Origin of the sequence: Candidatus Allofournierella excrementavium (genome assembly GCF_048526665.1) — a bacterium.
GTDB lineage: Bacteria > Bacillota > Clostridia > Oscillospirales > Ruminococcaceae > Allofournierella_A > Allofournierella_A excrementavium.
Genome location: NZ_DBGFPE010000028.1, coordinates 21,370 through 39,759 on the forward strand (window position 1 = coordinate 21,370; position 18,390 = coordinate 39,759).

Below are 18,390 nucleotides of genomic sequence, written 5' to 3' on the forward strand. Positions count from 1 at the left end.
AAAGCAATCAATTACACAACATCGTGCAATCATGTTTGCATTTTATCAATTTAACTCGGTAAAGTCAACAGGAAATCGCAGGTTTTTACAAAAAAACTCAAAAAAGGTCATTTCGTCCGTTTTGAAAGCGCTGGCCAAACAGGCCGCAAACCATCTTCCGGAGCGGGTTTGCAGTCTTTTTTGCGCGGGCGGCAGAGCCTTGCCCCCTTGCGCCGCAAAGCGTATAATGAAGAAAAAATATGCGCCGCCGACCGCGCGGCGCAAGGGAGGGACCGTTCATGTGCGATACCCTGGGCCGGGTGGTGAACGAGGGGCTGGCTCTGTTTGCAAAAAACAGCGACCGCAGCCCCAACGAACCCCAGGTCATCGAATACCGGCCTGCCCGGGACCACCGGGAAAAGGAGCTGCGGGCCACTTACCTGACCATTGAGCAGGCGCCCCACACCTACGCCACCCTGCTCAGCCGCCCCGCCTGGATGTGGGGCGCGGAGATGGGCGTGAACGAGCACGGGGTGTGCATCGGCAACGAGGCGGTGTTCACCAAGGGCCGCTACGCCTCCGCCGGCCTCACCGGCATGGACCTGGTGCGCCTCGCGCTGGAGCGCTCGGCCAGCGCCGGGCAGGCGGCCGGGCTCATCCCCCGGCTGCTGGAGCAGTACGGCCAGGGAGGCGACTGCGGCTATGACCACAGCTTTTTCTACGACAACGCCTTCCTCATCCTGGACCGCCGGGAGGTCTGGCTGGTGGAGACGGCGGGCAAAAAATGGGTCCGCCGCAAGGTGAGCGCCGGCAGCATCTCCAACCGTCTTTCCATCGGCGCGGAGGGCGATGAATACAGCACCGGCGCGCCCTTCGATTTTGCCGGGCGCTTCCGCGAGCCGGTTTACTCCCATTTTTCCGGCTCGAAGCAGCGCCTTGCCCAGACCGCGCCCCTGGCCGCGAAGGCCGAAAGCGCGGCGGACATGATGGCCGCCCTGCGCACCCACCGGGCGGGTTCTTCCCCGCTGACCAAGGGCGACGTGGCCGGCGTCTGCATGCACGCCGGCGGCCTTGTGGGCGACCACACCACCTCGTCCATGGTGGTGGAACTGGGCGAGCGCGTCACCGTCTGGCTCACCGGCAGCTCCACCCCCTGCCTCTCCCTCTTTGTGCCCTGGGAGTTCGGGGCCGAGCTTCAGGCCCCGGTGTTCGCCGCGGGCCGGGCGGAAGAGGCCGCCCGCTGGTGGCGGCAGCGGGAAGCCTTCGCCCGTGCCTGGGTGGGCCGCACCCCGCCGCCGGAGTTTTACGCCGAGCGGAACGCTCTGGAAGCGAGCTGCCTGGCCCTGCCCGCCGGGGAGGAGCGGACCCGCCGCGCCGGGGAGGAGGCCGCGGCCTTCTTTGCAAAGTGGGCCCCCGCGGCAGAGCAGGCGGGCCCCCGCCGGGGCGCGGGGCGCTTTTTGCGCTATTGGGAAAACAAAAACCGGGCGCTGGCACAGCCGGAGCGCCCGGTGGTGAGCGGCGATTGAGCCGCGGGAGGTAACGGGATGACCTTTGCATTCATCATCATGGGAGACTTCGACCCCCGGCAGGACCGGGCGGCCATCCACGGCGGCAGCGCCCGCATGGTGGGCGTTGCGGACCTGGAACAGGCCTGCGAGGCCGCGCGGGAGCTCTGCGCGGCGGGGATGGAGTGCGTCGAACTGTGCGGCGCCTTTGGCGAAGAGGGCGCCCGCCGCGTCATCGAGGCCACCGGCGGCAAAGTGCCGGTGGGCTATGTGACCCATCTGCCCCAGCAGGACGCGCTGTACGCGGCGGTGTTCGGGCATTGAGCAAAACAAGGGAGGACAGTGAACATGAACAGCGCGCCTGATTTTCGGTATGCACGGCGGGAGGACACGCCCCTCATCCTGCAATTCATCAAGGAGCTTGCCGACTACGAAAAGATGCTGGACGAGGTGGTGGCCGACGAGGCCACGCTGGAGGAATGGCTTTTCGACAAGCAGAAGGCGGAGGTCATCTTTGTGATGGCCGATGGCACAGAGGCGGGCTTTGCCCTCTTCTTCCACAACTTCTCCACCTTCCTGGGCCGGGCGGGGCTTTATCTCGAGGACCTGTATGTGAAGCCGGAATACCGGGGCCAGGGCTACGGCAAAGCCATCCTGAAAAAGCTGGCGCAGATCGCCGTGGAGCGGGGCTGCGGGCGGCTGGAATGGTGGTGCCTGGACTGGAACCGGCCCAGCATCGACTTCTATCTCTCACTGGGCGCGGAGCCCATGTCCGACTGGACGGTGTACCGCATCGCTGGCGACACCCTCACCACCCTGGCGGAAAGCTGAAAAACGCGCAGGCCCCGGAGCCGATGGCTCCGGGGCCTGCTTTTTTGATTCGCGAGTCAGAACCAGCCGAACAGGGAGCGCCCCTCGTCCAGGGCGGCGATGGCACGGCGCTCTTCGTCGGTGAGGGAAAAATCAAAGATGTCCAGGTTCTCCCGCAGCCGCTCCCGATGGGCGGACTTGGGCAGCACCGGGATGCCCTTTTCCACCAGATAGCGCAGGGCCGTCTGGGCGGCGGTCTTGCCGTGGCGGCGGCCCGCCTCGGCCAGCGCTGGCTCGGCGAAGATGTTCCGCCGCCCCTCGGTGAAGGAGGCCCAGGCCTGCATCCGCGTGCCCTTTTCCTCCAGCAGCTTTTTCAGCGCCAGCTGCGGGTGATACACATGGGATTCCACCTGGTCCACCGCCGGCGTGACCCGGCAGTGTTTGAGAAAGCGCAGATACTCCTCCCCGCTGAAGTTGGAAAGGCCCACCGCCCGCACCAGCCCCGCCGCGCAGGCCTCCTCCATCGCCAGGTACATCTCCGGCGCGGCCTCGTAGGGCTCGTGGATGAGCAAAAGGTCGATGTAGTCGGTCTGCAGCGCCTCCAGCGAGCGGGCGATGTCCTCCTTCGCCTTCCGGTAGCCGGCGCTGGGGGTGAACAGCTTGGTGGTGATGAAGACCTCCCGCCGGGGCAGGCCGCTCTTTTTCGCGGCGCTGCCCACGATGTCCTCGTTCTCGTACATGCGGGCGGTGTCCAGCAGGCGGTAGCCCAGTTCCAGCGCGTCCAGAATGGCCCGCTCCCCCGCCTGGCCCCGCAGCTGCCAGGTGCCCAGGCCCACCATGGGCATGGGCGCGCCGTTGTTCAGTGTGATGTGCTCCATGCGTCTCTCCCCATTCCGGGGGCGCTGCCGCCCTCCGTGCTTCTTTCATTATACCAAAAAAGCCGCAGGAAGACCTGCGGCTTTTTTCCGATGCCGTTTCGCGCCGGGCTCAATAGGCCACGGGAACGTCGATCTCCATATCCCCCGTGGGATAGGTGACGCAGGGGTGGATGAAGCCGAACTTGCGGTCCGCTTCCCGGCGGCCGTCGCGGCCCTCCGCCACCCGGTAACCGCCGGCGATCCACTTGCTGTGGCAGAAGCCGCAGCCGCCGGCGCGGCACTTGTTGGGCGCGTTGAGGCCGGCCCGCTCCATGGCGGTGAGCAGGGTCTCGTTCTCCTTCGCGGGGATCACGAACACCTCGTCCCGCATGTGGACGGTGAGGCGGAACTCGGCGGGCTGCTCCAGGGGCAGGTCGCCGCAGCAGGTGGCGTCCCGGTGCAGAGCCTTCAGCGGCAGCTGCAGGGGCGCAAGCTCCCTGCCGATGAAATCGTACATGGCCTTGGGTCCGCACAAGAAGAAGGTGCTGGCGGTCAGATCGGCATATTTCTTCATCAGTTCCGCCGACACAAAGCCTTTCTCGCAGCCGGGCTGCTCCTCTTCGCTGAGGACGTACACCACCTTCAGCCTGTCGCAGCGGGCGGCCAGCTCCTCCAGTTCGGCTTTGTAGGCCAGCCGGGCCGCCGTGCGCGCGCCGTAGAACAGGGTCATGGAGTAATCCTCATCCCCGTCCGCAAGGCTGCCCGCCATGGACACAAAGGGGGTGATGCCGCTGCCGCCGGCAACGCAGACGATGTTCCGGCTGTCCCGCAGGGTCTCATAGTGGAATTCGCCGGAGGGTTCGGTCATGACGAACCGGTCGCCCACGGCCGCCGTTTTGCACAGATAGCCGGACACAAAGCCCGCGTCTTCCACCGCCAGCACCAGCTTGTTCTCCAGCGCCTGACGGGGCGTGGAAACGATGGAATAGGGACGGCTGACCAGGCTGCCGCCGATCTTCACCTGCAGGGAGACATACTGCCCCGCGCGGAAGAAGGGGAATTCCTGGGCGTCCACCCGTTTGAAGGTCAGCTCCCGGATGGTATCGGTGAGGGGGCGCGCGGCGGTCAGTTCCACCTGCATATAGCCGGGATGGAGCTTTTTCGCCAGGGTGTTGGTGCGGTACTCCTGGGGCAGGGGTTTGTTCTCCCCTTCCGCCAGCATCCTGCGGCGGGTGGGGACCATCTTTTTGAACCGCAGCATGTCCATAAAGCCAAAGGGCTGTTTTTTGAAATTCATTCTCCCTGTGCCTCCTTTTTCAAGTCGCCCACGGTCTGCCGGCCGGAAAGGTCGCCGGAAATGTAGGCGCTGGAATACCCGCTGGAGCGCATGGCGTAGCCGCCCGCGAAGCGGATGCCGGGGTTGAGCAGGGCGTCCTCTTTCATCATCATCATGCGGGGCATCAGGCTGTCCCACCCGGCGGTCTCATAGCCGTAGATCACGCCTTCGGGGTGGCCGCAGTAGCGGGCATAGGTGGTGGGAGAGGCCACCGAGATCTCCTCGATGGCGTCGCGGATGCGGCAGCCGGTCTCCCGCTCGAAAACGCGGATCATATCTTCCGCGACCTCGTCCTTTTTCTTGAAGTACTCCGTCTCGGACACGTTGCCCCAGTCGTCGGACATGAACATGGTGGTGAAGTACATCATGCAGGTGCCCTCGGGCGAGCACTCGGGCCAGGCGTTGTTCAGGCAGACCGTGGCCTGCACATGGTTGGTGCTCACCTTTTTCATCAGGTCATACTGCTTGACGGTGTCGGCGGTGTCGTAGATGAAGTAGTTGTGGCTGGTGATGCCCAGCTCCTGGGCGGACTTGTTCAGCCCCAGGAACAGCGTGAAGCCGCGGCCGGCGAAGGTGCGGCTGTTGGCGGCACGCACCATCTGCTCGGTGACGGCCTTCTTTTCCAGCATTTTGCCATACACCAGATGGGGCGAGCAGTTGGCGATGACGTGGCGGGTCTCCACCACCTTGCCGCCGGAAAGCTGCACGCCGCGGATGCTGCCGTCGTCGTTTGCCAGGATGGTCTCGGCCTCGGTCTGGTACCAGATGCCGCCCCCCAGTTCCCGGATGCGGGCGTCCAGCGCCAGGCTGATCTCGTGGGAGCGCATCTTGGGCATCCAGGCGTCCCGGGTGATGTAGCGGATGACCATGGAGCCGTAGTGCAAAAAGCTCATGCGGTCGCAGTCCACGCCCAGATAGCACCAGTAGGCGTTGAGGATGTCCTTGGCTTTGGGGGGCATCTTCAGGGCGTCCAGCACTTCGTTCACCGAGTAGCTGCCGGCCTTGACGAAGTTGGGGAAGGTCTTCTTCATGTAGGCGGAGTCGGTGTTGCCGTTCACCGAGTTGGAGTAGGTCTGGGCATCCCGCACCTCGTTGCACAGGGCAAAGAAATCCGTCATGGACCGGCGGGACCCGGGCACATACTGCTCCATCTTGTCGATGAAGGCCTGCTGGCCGAAGGGCATCACGCAGTCGTATTTTTTGTCGGTGGTGATGAGGTGATAGGCCTCGGGGATGCGCACCCAGTCGATCTTGTCCTCCACGCCCAGGTCGCGGAACAGCTTGCGCACATCGCCGGGCTCTTCCGGCGAGCCGAAGTCGTTCAGTTCGTGCAGGCTGGCCTCAAATTCAAAGCGCCCCCGCTTGAAGCTGGTGGCAAAGCCGCCGGGCAGGTTGTGCTTTTCCACCAGCAGGCAGGAATATCCCGCCTGCAAAACGCGGATGGCGGCCACCAATCCGCCGTTGCCTGCGCCTATGACCACCACGTCATAGGCATGTTTGCCGTTTGCTGCCATAGTGTGCCTCCTTTATACCAGCAGATTCCGTGAGCGGTCCAGCCAGTGCTGAAGTTCCTCTTCACTTTTCGTCTGCTTATAATAGCTCAAAATGATGCGGTAATACTCGGTGAGTTCCCGGCTTATCTCTTCTTCGCTGAAATCCAGATATCCTGTGGCCATCATCACCGCCATGGAGTAGCAGTAATACTGCATCCTGCGGTGCATTTCCGCCGCCTGCCCTTCGGGAAGTTCCAGGTTCAGCTCCAGCTTGCGGATGGTCTGCGCTTCGTTGGGATCCTCAAAGAGTTTTTCCCCCTCCACCCGACGGCGCAGATAGACCAGCTGGAACAGGTTCTTTTCCCGCCGGGCAAACTGCAGGAAGGAAAGGGCCACCTGCTTGTAGCTGCCGGCGTCCTCCCGGAGGCAGCGCTCCCGGACGCTGGCCGTCAGCTCTTCCCGCAGGGTCTCCATGCTTTCAAACTCGGAATAGACCGGCTGGGTGGAGCAGCCCAGTTTTTTTGCGATGTTGCGCACCGAAAGCGCCGCCGGCCCTTCTTCCCGCACAAGCCCGACCGCGGCGTTCAGAATGTCCTCCCGAAAAATGCGTTTTCGCGGCATGGGTCCCTCCCCTTTCCCCGGTTATAAATAACACCTGTTATTTATTTATCATGATACACTGTTTCCCGCCTGTTTGCAAGCGGTTGAAAAAATTTCTGCGCCGGGAGCGCAAAAAAAGGCCGCAGGATGACCTGCGGCCTTTCGGTGTTTTGCAAGCCCGGGTGCGCCTCACATCCTCTGCATCTGCTCCTGCTCGAACTGCCGGCGGTAGAGGTCGCGGTAATAGCCTTTTTTGCGGATGAGCTCGTCGTGGGTGCCCTGTTCCACAATGGCGCCGTCCCGCACCACCAGGATGAGGTCGGCGCGGCGGATGGTGGACAGGCGGTGGGCGATGAGGAAGGAGGTGCGGCCCTTGAGCAGAAGCTCCGTCGCTTCCTGGATGAGGCGCTCGGTCTTGGTGTCGATGGAGCTGGTGGCCTCGTCCAGCACGAAGATGCGCGGGTCCGCCAGAACCGCCCGGGCGAAGGAGATGAGCTGCTTTTCTCCGGTGGAAAGGCGGTCGCCGCCCTCGCCCACGTCGCTGGCGTAGCCCTTTTCCAGCTTCATGGCCACCTGGTCCGCCGAGACGGCCTTTGCCGCCGCGATGACCTCCTCGTCGCTGGCGTCCAGGCGGCCGTAGCGGATGTTCTCCATCACCGTGCCGGAAAAAAGGTGCGGGCTTTGCAGCACATAGCCGATGCTGCTGTGCAGCCAGAGCTGGCTGCGCTCGCGGTAGTCCTTTCCGTCGATGAGCACTTGGCCGGAGGTGGGTTCGAAGAAGCGGCAGGCCAGGTTGACCAGGGTGCTTTTGCCCGCGCCCGTCTCGCCCACGATGGCGATGGTGGAGCCGGCGGGTATCTTCAGATTGAAGTGGGAGAGCACGTCCTCGCTGCCGTCCGGGTAGCGGAAGGAGACGTCCCGGAACTCGATGTCGCCCCGGATGGGCTCCCAGTTCTCCCGCTTCGGCTCAAAGACGGTGCCGTATTTTTCGATGACTTCGGGCGTGTCGGTGATGAGGGGCTGCTGTTCCAGCAGGCCCATCACCCGCTCGATGTTCGCCTGCAGGGCCAGGATGTCCGCGATGTTGCGGGCGATCTGCTGGATGGGCTCGAAGATGCCCACCGCGTAGGAGGTGAAGGCCGACAGCGTTCCGATGAGCATCAGGTGCTCCAGCGCCAGCGCGCCGCCCCGGGCCAGCACGATGGCCGTGGTCAGCGAGCTGAAGAACATCACCAGCGGGATGTAGACCGCCGAGAGCCGCGCCGCCCGCACCGACGACAGGCGCATGTCCTGGGTGACCGCCTCGAACTCGCGGCTGTTCTGCTCCTCGATGACCAGGGTCTTGGAGGTGCGCGCGCCCATGATGCCCTCGTTGTAGGCGCTGGTGATGCGGGAGTTCATCTTGCGCACCCGGCGGTTCCAGCGCAGGATGCGGTCCTGGAACCAGGCGGTGAGCAGCGCCATCACCGGCACGATGAGGATGACCGCCGCCGCAAGGCCGGGGTCCAGCGCGAACATGATGGCGAACACGCCCAGCACGTAGAACACGGCCCACAGAACGTCCACCATGTTCCAGGCGATGATGGCGGCGATGCGGTTGGTGTCGCTCATGATGCGGGAGAGCAGATAGCCCACGGGGGTGACATTATAATAAGAGAGGGAGAGGGTCTGCAGGTGCACGAAGCAGGCGCGCTTCATGTCGCGGCCCAGCTGCATCTCGATGCGCATGGACCGCCGGGTGAACAGGATGACCGCCAGCGCCTGCAGGCCGATGACGCAGCCGTAGAAGAGGGCGAAGCCCGGCAGGCCGTCCACATCCCCCGTCTCGATGAATTCGTCGATGGCGTACCGCTGGAACAGCGGCAGGGCGATGTCGATGACGGCGCAGAAAACGTTCAGCACCAGCACCACGGCCACCAGGCCCCGGTAGGGCCGCAGGAAGGGCAGCAGCTTTTTCCAGGAGCGGATGTCGAAGGATCTTGTGTATTCCTGTTCGTCAAACCCCATGGCTCTCCCCTCCTTCCTCCGAAAGCAGAAGGTCCCGGTCCTCCCCGGTCATCTGCAGGTCGTAAATTTCGCGGTAAAGGCCGTTTTTCGCCATCAGCTCCTCGTGGCTGCCCAGCTCCGCCACCCTTCCCTCCTGCAGCACCAGGATGAGGTCCGCCTGCATGAGGGTGGTGATGCGGTGGGAGATGAGGATGACCGTGGCCGCGCCCTTGGCCTGATGGAGCGAGGCGCGAATCTGCGCGTCGGTCTCCGCGTCCACGGCGGAGAGGGAGTCGTCAAAAATGAGGATGGGCGCGTCCTGCATCAGGGTGCGCGCGATGGCCACCCGCTGCTTCTGCCCGCCCGAAAGGGTCACGCCCCGCTCGCCCACAATGGTGTCGTAGCCGTCGGCAAATTCCAGGATGGCCTCGTCCACGTGGGCCGTGCCGGCGTGGCGGCGCACCTCCTCCAGCGGCGCGCCGGGGCGCACGGCGGCGATGTTCTCCCGGATGGTGCGGGAGAAGAGGAAGGGCTCCTGCAGCACGATGCCGATGTTCCGCCGCAGCCAGGGGCGGCTGATGTTCTGAATGTCCACGCCGCCCACGGTGATTCGCCCGCACCCCGGCGGCAGGTCATAAAGCCGGTCCAGCAGGTGCATCATGGTGGATTTGCCGCTGCCCGTGGCCCCCAGCACCGCAAAGGTCCTGCCGGCGGGGATGGTGAAGCTCACGTCCCGCAGCACCGGCTGCCCGCCGTAGGCGAAGGAGACGTGCTCGAACACGATGTCTCTGTCCATGGGCGGGGTCTGGGCGCTCGCCGGCTCCTGCTCCGGCCGGGAGTCCAGGATGTAGGCCAGCCGCTCGATGGACACGCCCGCCTTGCTCATCTCCGAGAGGATGCGCCCGAGGCCGCGCACCGGCCAGACCAGCGACTGATTATAGGACACAAAGGCCAGAAACTCGCCCAGGGTGATGGCCCCGTTCACCGTCTGCACCACGCCCACCGAGATGACGGTGAGGATCTGAAGGCCGGTGATGAAGTCGCCCACGCCCCAGTAGGCGCTGAGCAGCCGTCCCAGGCGGATCCACAGCGAGGCGAACCGCTCGTTCTTTTTGTCAAAGCGCTCCACCTCAAAGGCCTCCCGGCCGAAGGCGCGCACCACCCGCACGCCCGCCAGATTCTCCTGCACCGTGGCGGACAGTTCACCCTCGGCCTCGTCCGCCGTCAGAAAGCGCCGCGCGATTTTCGAATAGAAAAGCACCGAGTAGAGCAGGATGACCGGCAGAAAGCCCGCGGCGATGAGGGTCATCCTGCCGTTCATCGACAGCATCACCGCCAGCGAGAAGCCCACCAGAAAGACGACCCGGAACACCTCCAGCAGCTGGTTGGTGACGAAGTTGCGCACCACCTCCACGTCGGAGGTGCAGCGCTGGATGATCTCGCCGGTGCTGTGGCGCACATGCCAGGCGTAGGGCAGGCGCTGGATGTGGCGGTAGAGTTCGTCCCGCAGGGACTTGACAAAGTTCTCGGAGGCGTTTGCCGTGCCCATGCGGCTGCCGTAGGTGCAAAGGCCGGCCAGCACCGCCACCGCCAGCAGAAAGCCCGCCGCCGCCAGCAGCCGGGTCATGGGCCCGGCGGCCAGCAGCGCCGGGGGCGCAAGGGCCGTTACCACCTTGGGCAGCGGCTCTCCGCCCAGGATGGAGTCCACCGCCACCCGCACCACCTGGGGCGTGAGCGAAGAGAGCACCGTGTTGCCCATGGAAAACGCCAGCGTTAGCGCGAAGAGCCACAGATACGGCCGCAAAAAGCGCCAGATGAGCGCCCGTTTCGTTCGTTTCAAACCGTTCCCTCCCTTTTCCCAAAGAAAAACGCCCCCGGCACAAAGGCCGGAGGCGCTGCGTTCATCCCGCAAAAGCCTGCCCCTCACGCAGGGCAGGGCGAAGGCGCGGACAGTCCGTTCCGGCTTTTCAGAGATCTCGCATGTTCACTGAAACGCTTTTCGGTCATTCTGCCCGCCTCCTTTCTGAGTATGCGCTGTGCTGCAAGGTCCACTATACCCTGCCCGTTTTGGGTTGTCAAGAGGGCCGCCGGGCGTCCCCGGGCCGGGGCGGCGGTTTTCGGCGGTTCGCCGAATTTGGGGCGCCGCTTCCCGGCAAAATAACGGTTTGCCGCCCTCAGGAAGCGGGCCCGCCCACCTGCACCGTGCCGTCTTCCTTCACGGTGATGGTCATTCCGTCCTGCACAAAGTCCAGAAACTCCTCGCCCAGGCAGTCGATGACCGGCATCTGCACATTCTCCAGCCAGACGGCGGCCAGCACCGAGCCGGCGGCGGCCAGCGAGTCGATGGGGTTGGAGAACAGCAGGCAGGCCGGCTGGCGGTTCATGGAGCAAGCGCAGTAGAGCACCAGCCCGCCGGTGGTGGAGCCGATGGTCTGGGGCAGGCACAGGGCCTTGCCCGCCATGGGCTTGCCGTAGAGGTCGGGGTTGTTCTGGTCGCCGCAGGTGGCGGTCTTGTCGCCGAACTGCAGGGCCTTCTGGAAGGAGGCCAGGGTGTTCAGCCCCCCGTGGGAGACGAGGGCGGGTGCGCTCACGCAGCCGGGAGCCACCACGCGTCCGTGGAATTCTTTCATTTGCCTGCCGCTCCTTTCGTGATGATGTCCAGGATTTCCGCCTCGGTGTAGTAGCGGGCGGTGGTGTAGGTGCGCAGCTTGTTGGAGCAGGTGATGACCGGCATGGGCCCGCACAGGGGGTTGTTCATGTACATCAGCGGGCAGATGCAGGAGAGGATGGCCCCGGTGGCCGCAAAGCGGGCGGCGTACCCGGTGGCCTCAAAGGCCTTTTTCACGCCGGGGGCGGTGGTGAACACGGTGGGCACCGCCAGCTTTTTGCGGCCCGCCGCCTTGAGGCCCTCTTCCAGCGCGTCCGTCCAGTCCTTCAGCTGCTGCAGGCTCAGGTGGGGGCAGCCCACGAAGCAGAGCTTGGGCTTTGCGTCGGGGTTTTTCCACACCAGGGGGTAGTTCTCCTTCACCCGGCGCAGCTCCGCGTCGTCGATGACGTACTCCTTCGCGCCGGGGAGGATGAGGTCTTTGCCCTGCTGCTTTGCCTCGGGGGTGAGGCCGTCGATGTGGTAGAGGCCCACCGCGCCGTTGGAGGCAGTTGCCGCGCCGAAGTCCTTCAGATAGGCGCAGGCGGAATCGTCCAGCTCATTGCCCAGCCAGCGGTCCAGACCCACCACATAGGGCACGTCCTCCATCACCTTCATGCCGATGGCGGAGCCCAGCAGCTGGGCCTCGGGCTTCTCGGTGGTCTGGACCTTCACCACCCAGGTGGCCTTACGGCCCTCGTCGGTGAGCAGGCCGAAGGATGGCACGAAGCCGGCGATGGAGCCCATCAGGTCCATGATGCCGGAGTTGCGGTTGCACCGCGCGCCCAGCACCGAGTTTGCGTAGACCACCGCCGAAGATTCGGCCCAGCTGAGCACCTCGCCCTGGGCGGGGCGGTTGCCCTGTTCGTCCAGGTAGCAGGCGCAGCTGAAGGCATCCTCGTCCTTCAGGCCCAGGGCCTTCAGCTGGCCCTCGTAGAAGCCCTGCTTGCTGTACATGAACTTCTTGAAGACCAGGTTCTGCAAGAAGTTGGCGGGCACCTTGGGGTCCAGGGGCCGGGGGTCCGCCGAGAACTTCTGGCCGGACACCGCCCCCGCGGCGATGAGCTGGTCCATCAGGTCGTAGACCGGGCCCAGGGCCTTGAGGCCGAAGGAGGTGACCAGATGGTTGTAGCGGCTGGTGACCGGCACCATCTTCTCGGCCCCGAAAATTTCGCCGTACATGACCAGGGTCTTCATCACCTTGGCCATGGTCTGGCCCTTTTCGCCGTTCAAAAGGGCCTGCTGTTCCTGTGTCAGTTTCATGTTTGTTCCTCCCTCACAGCTTCATGGCCACGTCCCAGGCGCGCCAGATGACGGTGCGCAGGTTGCCCACCCTGGCGGCGTCGCCCACGATGTGCACGTGCCGGCCTTTGGCCGCCAGCGGCGCGGGGCGGTAACCCGCCGACAGGATGACGGAGTCCGCCGGGATGTCCTGCTTTTCGCCGTTTTTGCCGGTGACGGTCACGCCGTTTTCCCGAATTTCGGCCACGGTGCTCTCCAGATGCACCGGCACCTTGTTGGTGCGGAAGAAGTCCCGCAGGTAGCTGGCGTTGGCAAGGCACACACCGGCCACAGCGATGAGGTCGTTCTTCATCTCCACGACCACCGGCTCCTTGCCCTGGAGGTAGAGGTCATAGGCGATTTCGCAGCCGGTGAGACCGCCGCCCACGATGACCACCTTCTGGCCCACGCTCTTGCGGCCCAGCAGGTAGTCCACCGCCTCCACGGCCTTGTCCGCGCCGGGCACCGGCAGCTGCACCGGCACCGAGCCGGTGGCCACCACCACCTCGTCGGCGTGCAGGGAGGCGATGTCCTTCACCTCGGTGTTCATGCGCAGGGTCAGGCCGGGGCAGTTTGCCACCTCCCGGGCGTACCAGGCCAGCAGCTGGCGGTCCTTCTCCTTGAAGGAGGGGGCGGCGGCGGCGTTGAACACGCCGCCCAGCTGGCCGCTCTTTTCATAGAGGGTGACGCTGTGGCCCCGCTTGGCGCAGACCAGCGCGGTCTCCATGCCGCCGATGCCGCCGCCGATGACCGCGATTTTCTTGGGGCGGGCGGCGGGCTCGATGCGGTATTTGCGGGACTGCATGGTGCGGGGGTCCAGCGCGCAGCGGGACATGCCCCGGGTGTCCGGCAGGGACTGGGCGTTGGCGTGGCCCTTGAAGTGGGACAGGTTGAAGCAGCCGTTGTGGCAGCAGATGCAGGGGCGCACCTCTTCCAGCCGGTCCTCCAGCAGCTTTGTGACCCACTCGCCGTCCGCCAGAAACTGCCGGGCTACGCCCATGGCGTCGATGCGGCCCGCCTCGATGGCCCGGGCGGCGTCCTCCGGCTCCATGCGGCCGGCGCACACCACCGGGATGTCCACCGCCTCACGGATGGCGGCCACGTCCTCCAGGTTGCAGTTCAGCGGCATGTACATGGGCGGATGGGACCAGTACCAGGAATCGTAGGTGCCGTTGTCCGCGTCCAGCATGTCGTAGCCCGCGTCCTGCAGGTACTTTGCGGCCAGACGGCCTTCCTCCAGGTCGCGGCCGATCTCCTCGTACTCCTCGCCGGGCATCGCGCCGTAGCAGAAGTCCTTCACCTTGGAGACGGCGCTGTAGCGGATGGAGACGGGATACTCCTGACCGCAGACGCCCTTGATGGCCTTGACGATGTCCACGGCGAAGCGGTAGCGGTTCTCAAAGCTGCCGCCGTAGTTGTCGGTGCGGTGGTTGGTGTACTTCAAGGCGAACTGGTCCAGCAGATAGCCCTCGTGCACCGCGTGCACCTCCACGCCGTCCACCCCGGCCTCCTTGCAGAGGGCCGCCGTTTTGGCAAAGGCCTCAATAATTTCCTCGATCTGGGCCAGGGTCATCTCAGGGCAGGTGACCCCCTCCGCCCAGCGGGAGGGCAGCGGACTGGGGCTGGCCAGCTGATAGTCGGTGTCCAGGATGGGCTTTGCCAGCACCTTCAGCACCGGGTTCTTGTGGATGGGCAGCACCTCGTCGGAGATACCCCAGGCCCGGCCCATGCCCGCGGTGAGCTGCACGAACAGCTTCGCGCCGGTGGCGTGGATCTCTTCCATGAAGTCTTTCAGTTCCCGGAACATCTTCTTGTTCTGGTAGAGCCAGCGCCCGCCCAGAGTGTCCCGGATGGGGGCGATGCCGGGGATGATAAGGCCCACGTTGTTCTTCGCCCGCTCCAGAAAGAAGTTGGCGGCCTCCTTGTCAAAGTGGTTGGGCTCCATCCAGCCAAAGAGGGAGGTGCCGCCCATGGGGCACAGGACGATGCGGTTCTTTATCTCCACATTGCCGATCTTCCAGGGGGTGAACAGGGCTTCGTAGCGTTCGTTCATGCCTTTGTCTCCTTTCAGTCTTGCCGCTTATTCGGGGATGCCTTCTTTGGTGAGCACCCGGAGGTTGCCGATGATGGAATCCAGCGCGCCGTAAAAGGCTTCCCGCTGGGCGTCGGTCAGGTCCTTGCCGGCCACCTCCACCGCCCGGCCCGCCCGCCGGCGCACGTGCTCCGCCGCCTGCCGGCCCGCCTCGGTGAGGTGGATGGTGCCGCCGTAGCCGCTCTTGTGGGGGCCCTCCTTGCGCACCAGGCCCTTCTCTTCCAGAATGGCCAGCATGCGGGATGCGTCGGACTTGTCCTTCGCGCACTGTTCGCACAACTCCGGCACCGTGATGCCCTGAGGGTAGCGCCCGATGATGACCAGATAGGTGGCGTGGGCTCCCTTGAGGCCGTAGGCCTTCATCTCCTCCCCTGCCAGCTTGTGCCAGCAGCGGTTGATCTCCGCAATGGCCACCGAAAACCGCTCGAACCGTTCCACCATGGGACCGCTCCCCTCCTTGTTTCAAAGAAATTGAAAACGCAACTTCTACAGTATAGCCTCGGAATGTTGAATTGTCAACTTTATTTCCGCTTTCAGCGCAGGGGGCGGCACGCAGAAAAGGGGCCAAAACGCGGCGGCGCCGCGCCTTGGAGCCTTGGCTTTTGCACAGTGCAGTGCTACAATGAAAAAAGCATTGCGGAGCGCGCGCTTTCCCGCCGGGGGCGCGGAACAAAATTCAGCGAAGGAGGAAATACAGCATGGGCCTGAAGGAACAGATCGAAAAACTGAACCCCCTACCTCAGGGATTCCTCTTACATCAAACAGAATGCCTGACGATTTGAAATATTCTACCAAAGGCCGAAAAGGGCGAAATATATCTTTTTAAATTGCACCTGTTTTGTGGCACGAAAACAGCCCGTAAACGGCTTGTTTACGGGCTGTTTCGGTCTTATATCTTTTTTGTTAAGACAATATGGCATGGCTTAACAAAAAAGATATTTCAAATCCGTAAAATGTCGAGATGATATTTCACGCGAACCGTGATACTATGAATCTGGAACAGGAGATCATAAAGTAAGGAGGGATACCGATGGAAAAGGAGAATCTCATCTGCCCCATCTGCGGCCCGCTGGCGGCACAGACGAAAGAGCCTCTCAACGATTCCTACCGCCAATATGACCAGATCCTTCGCAGGCTCATGGAACTGGAGCGGCAAGGCTGTATGGAACTGTTTGCCGGTGACTGCCCACTGGAGGATACCGATGCGGTGCTGGATGCCGAGCAGCATTATACCGTTTGCCACTATGTGCGGTGCCGCAGATGCGGCGCTCTCTATTTTGTGGGGGCCTGCATCCGGGGCGCACCAGTATTTCGGCAGGTGACGGACATCCGGAAGGAAAACCTTGGCACCCGGCTTTGGGGCCGGTGCGGGACCTGCTTTTCGCAGGGAAAAGGCTGAAACTGGTGTCAACGCGGATGTCGCAAAACTTTCCAGGAAAGTGCGCCTGGTTTGCCATGCGTTCATGAAAGAGGCCTGGATACCTGCCTCGATATTTAAGTTTGCCAATACAGATATCGAGGACAACATGGAGGCTTTTGAAGATTACTGTACCGATGTAAGGCGTGACGGGGATGATCTAATTCTGGAAGTGACGCCGACGCAGAAAGAAGAACTTATAGAGATGTACGCCGGGTCCATTGACGATGTGCTGGAAGATATGGAGAAAGACGAACAGGGCTATTATGTAGAGGCGGATACCGATCACAGCCGTTTCATATATCATATCGACGAGAATATCGACGGTATTCTACAGGCAAAGATGCTGTTGACGATCACGGCATCGGATGTCCTGACCGGAATCATGGAAACAGGGGATCCAAACTGGAGTGTCAGCGCAAAGATCGTGAACTGCCATACGGGGCTGACTGTCGGTGAAGGCACATTTCCGGACGGGAGCATCACCTTCGGACCGGATGAATGGCAGGCAAGCTATGACGATGGCGCATGGCTCAAAGCCAGACAGAAAGAGGTTATGGACATGACAGGCCTTACCGGGCCTTATGAGGACCTGAGCGATACCCAGAAAGGGGTTGTTGCTTCTGTCGTGCAGATGCTGGACTGGATCGAAGGGAAATATGAGCAGCAGTTTTATTATATATCCTACGCGCCGGGAGACGCCGTCGAGCAGGAACACCTAAAGGGGTATCCGGAACAGGGCGGTGAATCGGATGTTGTGACAGTGTACCGCACATATGAAAACGGCATGTACCGGTATGAAGACGATTACGGGGCGATCCTGATGCGCCCCGCCTATGAAGAGCAGGTACGCGCATTTGCAGAGCAGTATCTGCCTTCCGAAGGGATAAAGATATACACGGAGATAAAGAACGGCGGCAGCGGCGCGGCAGAAGAAGAAGCGATACTGAACGAGGTTTCCGCCGTGACGTATATTTTTATGGACGACGCCCTGTGTTCAGAACAGTACGAGGCGTTTCTGGAGGCTGTGCCGGACTGGCTGACGGAGAACTGTCAGGGCGTGCCGGCCGGGATCTATCTGCGCATGGCAGAGTCTGAAGCGTGGAAACAGATTGGCAGATCTGATTATGAGGATAAGCTCCGGGAAGATATCTATACCGAAGAGGCGGAGTGCGCGATATCCGGGAGCGGGAAAGTGACCGTATATTAGCTGAAAGGAAGAGAATTTATGAGGAAGGTATTACTGCTTATCGTATGCTGCGCCCTTGTATGCAGTTTGAGCGGATGCATCGTTTTCAGGCGGGGATCATCCAATGCATATCGTTCTGATAAAGAATTGGCGGATGAAATGATAGAAAACATTATCGGGTGCGCAGAGAAGGAAGATGCAAAAGCGCTGACGGGATTATTTTCGCAGTATGCCGGGGACAGTACGCTAAACTTAACGGAACAGGCGGAAGAATTCATAGAGTTTTTTCAGGGCGAATGTAAAAGCTGGAAAGGAAATGCAAGTTCCCATGAAAAAAGTGAACACGGAAAAATAACATGGCGGGAATTGAGAGGGCACTATTCGGTTATTACAGATGAAGCACAATATGAAATCGCATATATTTATATTCCTTTTTACAGAGAAGAACCGGATAAAGAAGGGCTTACTGCGATAGAGATCACTACGGAAGAAACTTTTAACAAGGATGAATTTCTCTGGAGTCTGGATCAGAAACCGGGTATCTATGTGACAGAAACCGGGGAAGAGACGTATTCGGAACAGAGGCTGATCACTCCGGAAGAACTGATCCGGGCGGCAGGACTTACAAAAGAACAGTACAGCAAAGTTGATCTGGAACAGTTTATTGAGGATTTTGACATCACGACAGAAGATGTGGATACGCTCAACATACCTTTGCTCCTGGAAGAATACGAACCGGAACGCAAATTCGGCATGTATGATGTAAGTTATCTCATTGAAGACGGCATAGAAGAACGCACATCTGATTTTACAGAAAATGTATATGCTGTAGCTTTTATGGAAAATAAGAATACAAGTACAGAATGTGTATATTATGATCTGCCGGACAGAAAAAGGTATCAAACGTCGGACGCGTATCTCTTTGATGACCTCTACCAGATACAGGGCGGATATTATGCGGACGGACAGCAGATCATTGAGGCGTTAGACAAGTATGGTGTTTTTGGCTGGGAATCCGGAACGGGTGAAGAGGAAATTACAGATCCCCAGCATATGGTGCTGGCTGTATTATATGATGACGGAACGGTCTTCCGTGTAGAAGCGTCCGGCTTGTTGTCGCAGGCGCTGCCGGACGAATACGATGAAGTGAAAGAAATGCTTCTGTCAGGAGAATACAGCGGAAGTTAAAAAAGAGTTTTGT

Annotated in this window: 16 protein-coding genes; 6 read left to right on the top strand and 10 right to left on the bottom strand. The window is 61.8% G+C overall.

Annotation, left to right across the window (positions count from 1 at the left end; translation table 11 throughout):
- Nucleotides 1-278: 278 nt before the first annotated feature.
- From ACMI1Q_RS07635 to ACMI1Q_RS07645, 3 genes are read left to right on the top strand one after another with little or no spacing between them, the layout of a single operon-like run.
- Complete coding sequence (locus ACMI1Q_RS07635) at nucleotides 279-1,505, top strand: C69 family dipeptidase (RefSeq protein ID WP_419503342.1); 1,227 nt, start codon at nucleotides 279-281, stop codon at nucleotides 1,503-1,505.
- Between the two features lie 18 nt (nucleotides 1,506-1,523).
- Complete coding sequence (locus ACMI1Q_RS07640) at nucleotides 1,524-1,808, top strand: DUF6506 family protein (protein WP_419503343.1); 285 nt, start codon at nucleotides 1,524-1,526, stop codon at nucleotides 1,806-1,808.
- A 24-nt stretch (nucleotides 1,809-1,832) separates the two neighbouring features.
- Nucleotides 1,833-2,315 (top strand): N-acetyltransferase family protein, encoded by a 483-nt coding sequence (locus ACMI1Q_RS07645; protein WP_419503344.1) that lies wholly within the window; start codon nucleotides 1,833-1,835, stop codon nucleotides 2,313-2,315.
- Nucleotides 2,316-2,371: 56 nt separating this feature from the next.
- On the opposite strand, the gene ACMI1Q_RS07650 is transcribed toward ACMI1Q_RS07645, so the two are convergent.
- The 10 genes from ACMI1Q_RS07650 to ACMI1Q_RS07695 all read right to left on the bottom strand — a co-directional run bounded on the left by ACMI1Q_RS07650 (nucleotide 2,372) and on the right by ACMI1Q_RS07695 (nucleotide 15,024).
- Complete coding sequence (locus ACMI1Q_RS07650; protein ID WP_419503345.1) at nucleotides 2,372-3,172, bottom strand: aldo/keto reductase; 801 nt, start codon at nucleotides 3,170-3,172, stop codon at nucleotides 2,372-2,374.
- Nucleotides 3,173-3,281: 109 nt separating this feature from the next.
- Nucleotides 3,282-4,448, bottom strand: coding sequence for a 2Fe-2S iron-sulfur cluster-binding protein (locus tag ACMI1Q_RS07655; protein ID WP_417025664.1), 1,167 nt, complete (start codon nucleotides 4,446-4,448; stop codon nucleotides 3,282-3,284).
- Nucleotides 4,445-6,001 carry a phytoene desaturase family protein gene (locus ACMI1Q_RS07660; protein WP_419503346.1) on the bottom strand — a complete coding sequence of 519 codons (1,557 nt, stop codon included), beginning with the start codon at nucleotides 5,999-6,001 and terminating at the stop codon, nucleotides 4,445-4,447. The genes ACMI1Q_RS07655 and ACMI1Q_RS07660 overlap by 4 nt, the downstream gene beginning before the upstream one ends.
- Nucleotides 6,002-6,013: 12 nt before the next feature.
- Nucleotides 6,014-6,601, bottom strand: a complete 588-nt coding sequence (locus ACMI1Q_RS07665; RefSeq protein ID WP_177522547.1) for a TetR family transcriptional regulator — start codon at nucleotides 6,599-6,601, stop codon at nucleotides 6,014-6,016.
- A 168-nt stretch (nucleotides 6,602-6,769) separates the two neighbouring features.
- On the bottom strand, nucleotides 6,770-8,587 hold the full coding sequence (locus ACMI1Q_RS07670; protein WP_419503347.1) for an ABC transporter ATP-binding protein: 1,818 nt from the start codon (nucleotides 8,585-8,587) through the stop codon (nucleotides 6,770-6,772).
- Nucleotides 8,577-10,406: an ABC transporter ATP-binding protein gene (locus tag ACMI1Q_RS07675; RefSeq protein ID WP_419503348.1), complete on the bottom strand. Its 1,830-nt coding sequence runs from the start codon at nucleotides 10,404-10,406 to the stop codon at nucleotides 8,577-8,579. Before ACMI1Q_RS07675 ends, ACMI1Q_RS07670 begins: the two co-directional genes overlap by 11 nt.
- A gap of 334 nt (nucleotides 10,407-10,740) precedes the next feature.
- The gene (locus tag ACMI1Q_RS07680) at nucleotides 10,741-11,196 is read right to left on the bottom strand and encodes an aconitase X swivel domain-containing protein (RefSeq protein WP_419503349.1); all 456 of its coding nucleotides are present in this window, start codon (nucleotides 11,194-11,196) and stop codon (nucleotides 10,741-10,743) included.
- The gene (locus tag ACMI1Q_RS07685) at nucleotides 11,193-12,473 is read right to left on the bottom strand and encodes an aconitase X (RefSeq protein ID WP_419503350.1); all 1,281 of its coding nucleotides are present in this window, start codon (nucleotides 12,471-12,473) and stop codon (nucleotides 11,193-11,195) included. Before ACMI1Q_RS07685 ends, ACMI1Q_RS07680 begins: the two co-directional genes overlap by 4 nt.
- Nucleotides 12,474-12,486: 13 nt before the next feature.
- Nucleotides 12,487-14,544 (bottom strand): FAD-dependent oxidoreductase, encoded by a 2,058-nt coding sequence (locus ACMI1Q_RS07690; protein ID WP_419503351.1) that lies wholly within the window; start codon nucleotides 14,542-14,544, stop codon nucleotides 12,487-12,489.
- Nucleotides 14,545-14,571: 27 nt separating this feature from the next.
- Nucleotides 14,572-15,024, bottom strand: coding sequence for a MarR family winged helix-turn-helix transcriptional regulator (locus ACMI1Q_RS07695; RefSeq protein ID WP_330058231.1), 453 nt, complete (start codon nucleotides 15,022-15,024; stop codon nucleotides 14,572-14,574).
- A 589-nt stretch (nucleotides 15,025-15,613) separates the two neighbouring features.
- Here ACMI1Q_RS07695 and ACMI1Q_RS07700 point away from each other — a divergent pair.
- The 3 genes from ACMI1Q_RS07700 (at nucleotide 15,614) to ACMI1Q_RS07710 (ending at nucleotide 18,377) form a co-directional block, all read left to right on the top strand.
- Nucleotides 15,614-15,982, top strand: coding sequence for a hypothetical protein (locus ACMI1Q_RS07700; RefSeq protein WP_419503352.1), 369 nt, complete (start codon nucleotides 15,614-15,616; stop codon nucleotides 15,980-15,982).
- A gap of 64 nt (nucleotides 15,983-16,046) precedes the next feature.
- Nucleotides 16,047-17,210 (top strand): hypothetical protein, encoded by a 1,164-nt coding sequence (locus ACMI1Q_RS07705; protein WP_419503353.1) that lies wholly within the window; start codon nucleotides 16,047-16,049, stop codon nucleotides 17,208-17,210.
- 18 nt (nucleotides 17,211-17,228) lie between these two features.
- Entirely contained in the window at nucleotides 17,229-18,377 is a 1,149-nt protein-coding gene (locus tag ACMI1Q_RS07710) for a DUF5104 domain-containing protein (RefSeq protein ID WP_087308268.1), read from the top strand.
- Nucleotides 18,378-18,390: the final 13 nt, after the last annotated feature.

Coding starts and splice junctions, on each gene's coding strand:
- ACMI1Q_RS07680 (WP_419503349.1), bottom strand. CDS start 11,196: ATGAAAGAATTCCACGGACGCGTGGTGGCTCCCGGCTGCGTGAGCGCA.
- ACMI1Q_RS07690 (WP_419503351.1), bottom strand. CDS start 14,544: ATGAACGAACGCTACGAAGCCCTGTTCACCCCCTGGAAGATCGGCAAT.
- ACMI1Q_RS07665 (WP_177522547.1), bottom strand. CDS start 6,601: ATGCCGCGAAAACGCATTTTTCGGGAGGACATTCTGAACGCCGCGGTC.
- ACMI1Q_RS07695 (WP_330058231.1), bottom strand. CDS start 15,024: ATGGTGGAACGGTTCGAGCGGTTTTCGGTGGCCATTGCGGAGATCAAC.
- ACMI1Q_RS07670 (WP_419503347.1), bottom strand. CDS start 8,587: ATGGGGTTTGACGAACAGGAATACACAAGATCCTTCGACATCCGCTCC.
- ACMI1Q_RS07685 (WP_419503350.1), bottom strand. CDS start 12,473: ATGAAACTGACACAGGAACAGCAGGCCCTTTTGAACGGCGAAAAGGGC.
- ACMI1Q_RS07655 (WP_417025664.1), bottom strand. CDS start 4,448: ATGAATTTCAAAAAACAGCCCTTTGGCTTTATGGACATGCTGCGGTTC.
- ACMI1Q_RS07710 (WP_087308268.1), top strand. CDS start 17,229: ATGAGGAAGGTATTACTGCTTATCGTATGCTGCGCCCTTGTATGCAGT.
- ACMI1Q_RS07660 (WP_419503346.1), bottom strand. CDS start 6,001: ATGGCAGCAAACGGCAAACATGCCTATGACGTGGTGGTCATAGGCGCA.
- ACMI1Q_RS07650 (WP_419503345.1), bottom strand. CDS start 3,172: ATGGAGCACATCACACTGAACAACGGCGCGCCCATGCCCATGGTGGGC.
- ACMI1Q_RS07635 (WP_419503342.1), top strand. CDS start 279: ATGTGCGATACCCTGGGCCGGGTGGTGAACGAGGGGCTGGCTCTGTTT.
- ACMI1Q_RS07640 (WP_419503343.1), top strand. CDS start 1,524: ATGACCTTTGCATTCATCATCATGGGAGACTTCGACCCCCGGCAGGAC.
- ACMI1Q_RS07705 (WP_419503353.1), top strand. CDS start 16,047: ATGAAAGAGGCCTGGATACCTGCCTCGATATTTAAGTTTGCCAATACA.
- ACMI1Q_RS07645 (WP_419503344.1), top strand. CDS start 1,833: ATGAACAGCGCGCCTGATTTTCGGTATGCACGGCGGGAGGACACGCCC.
- ACMI1Q_RS07700 (WP_419503352.1), top strand. CDS start 15,614: ATGGAAAAGGAGAATCTCATCTGCCCCATCTGCGGCCCGCTGGCGGCA.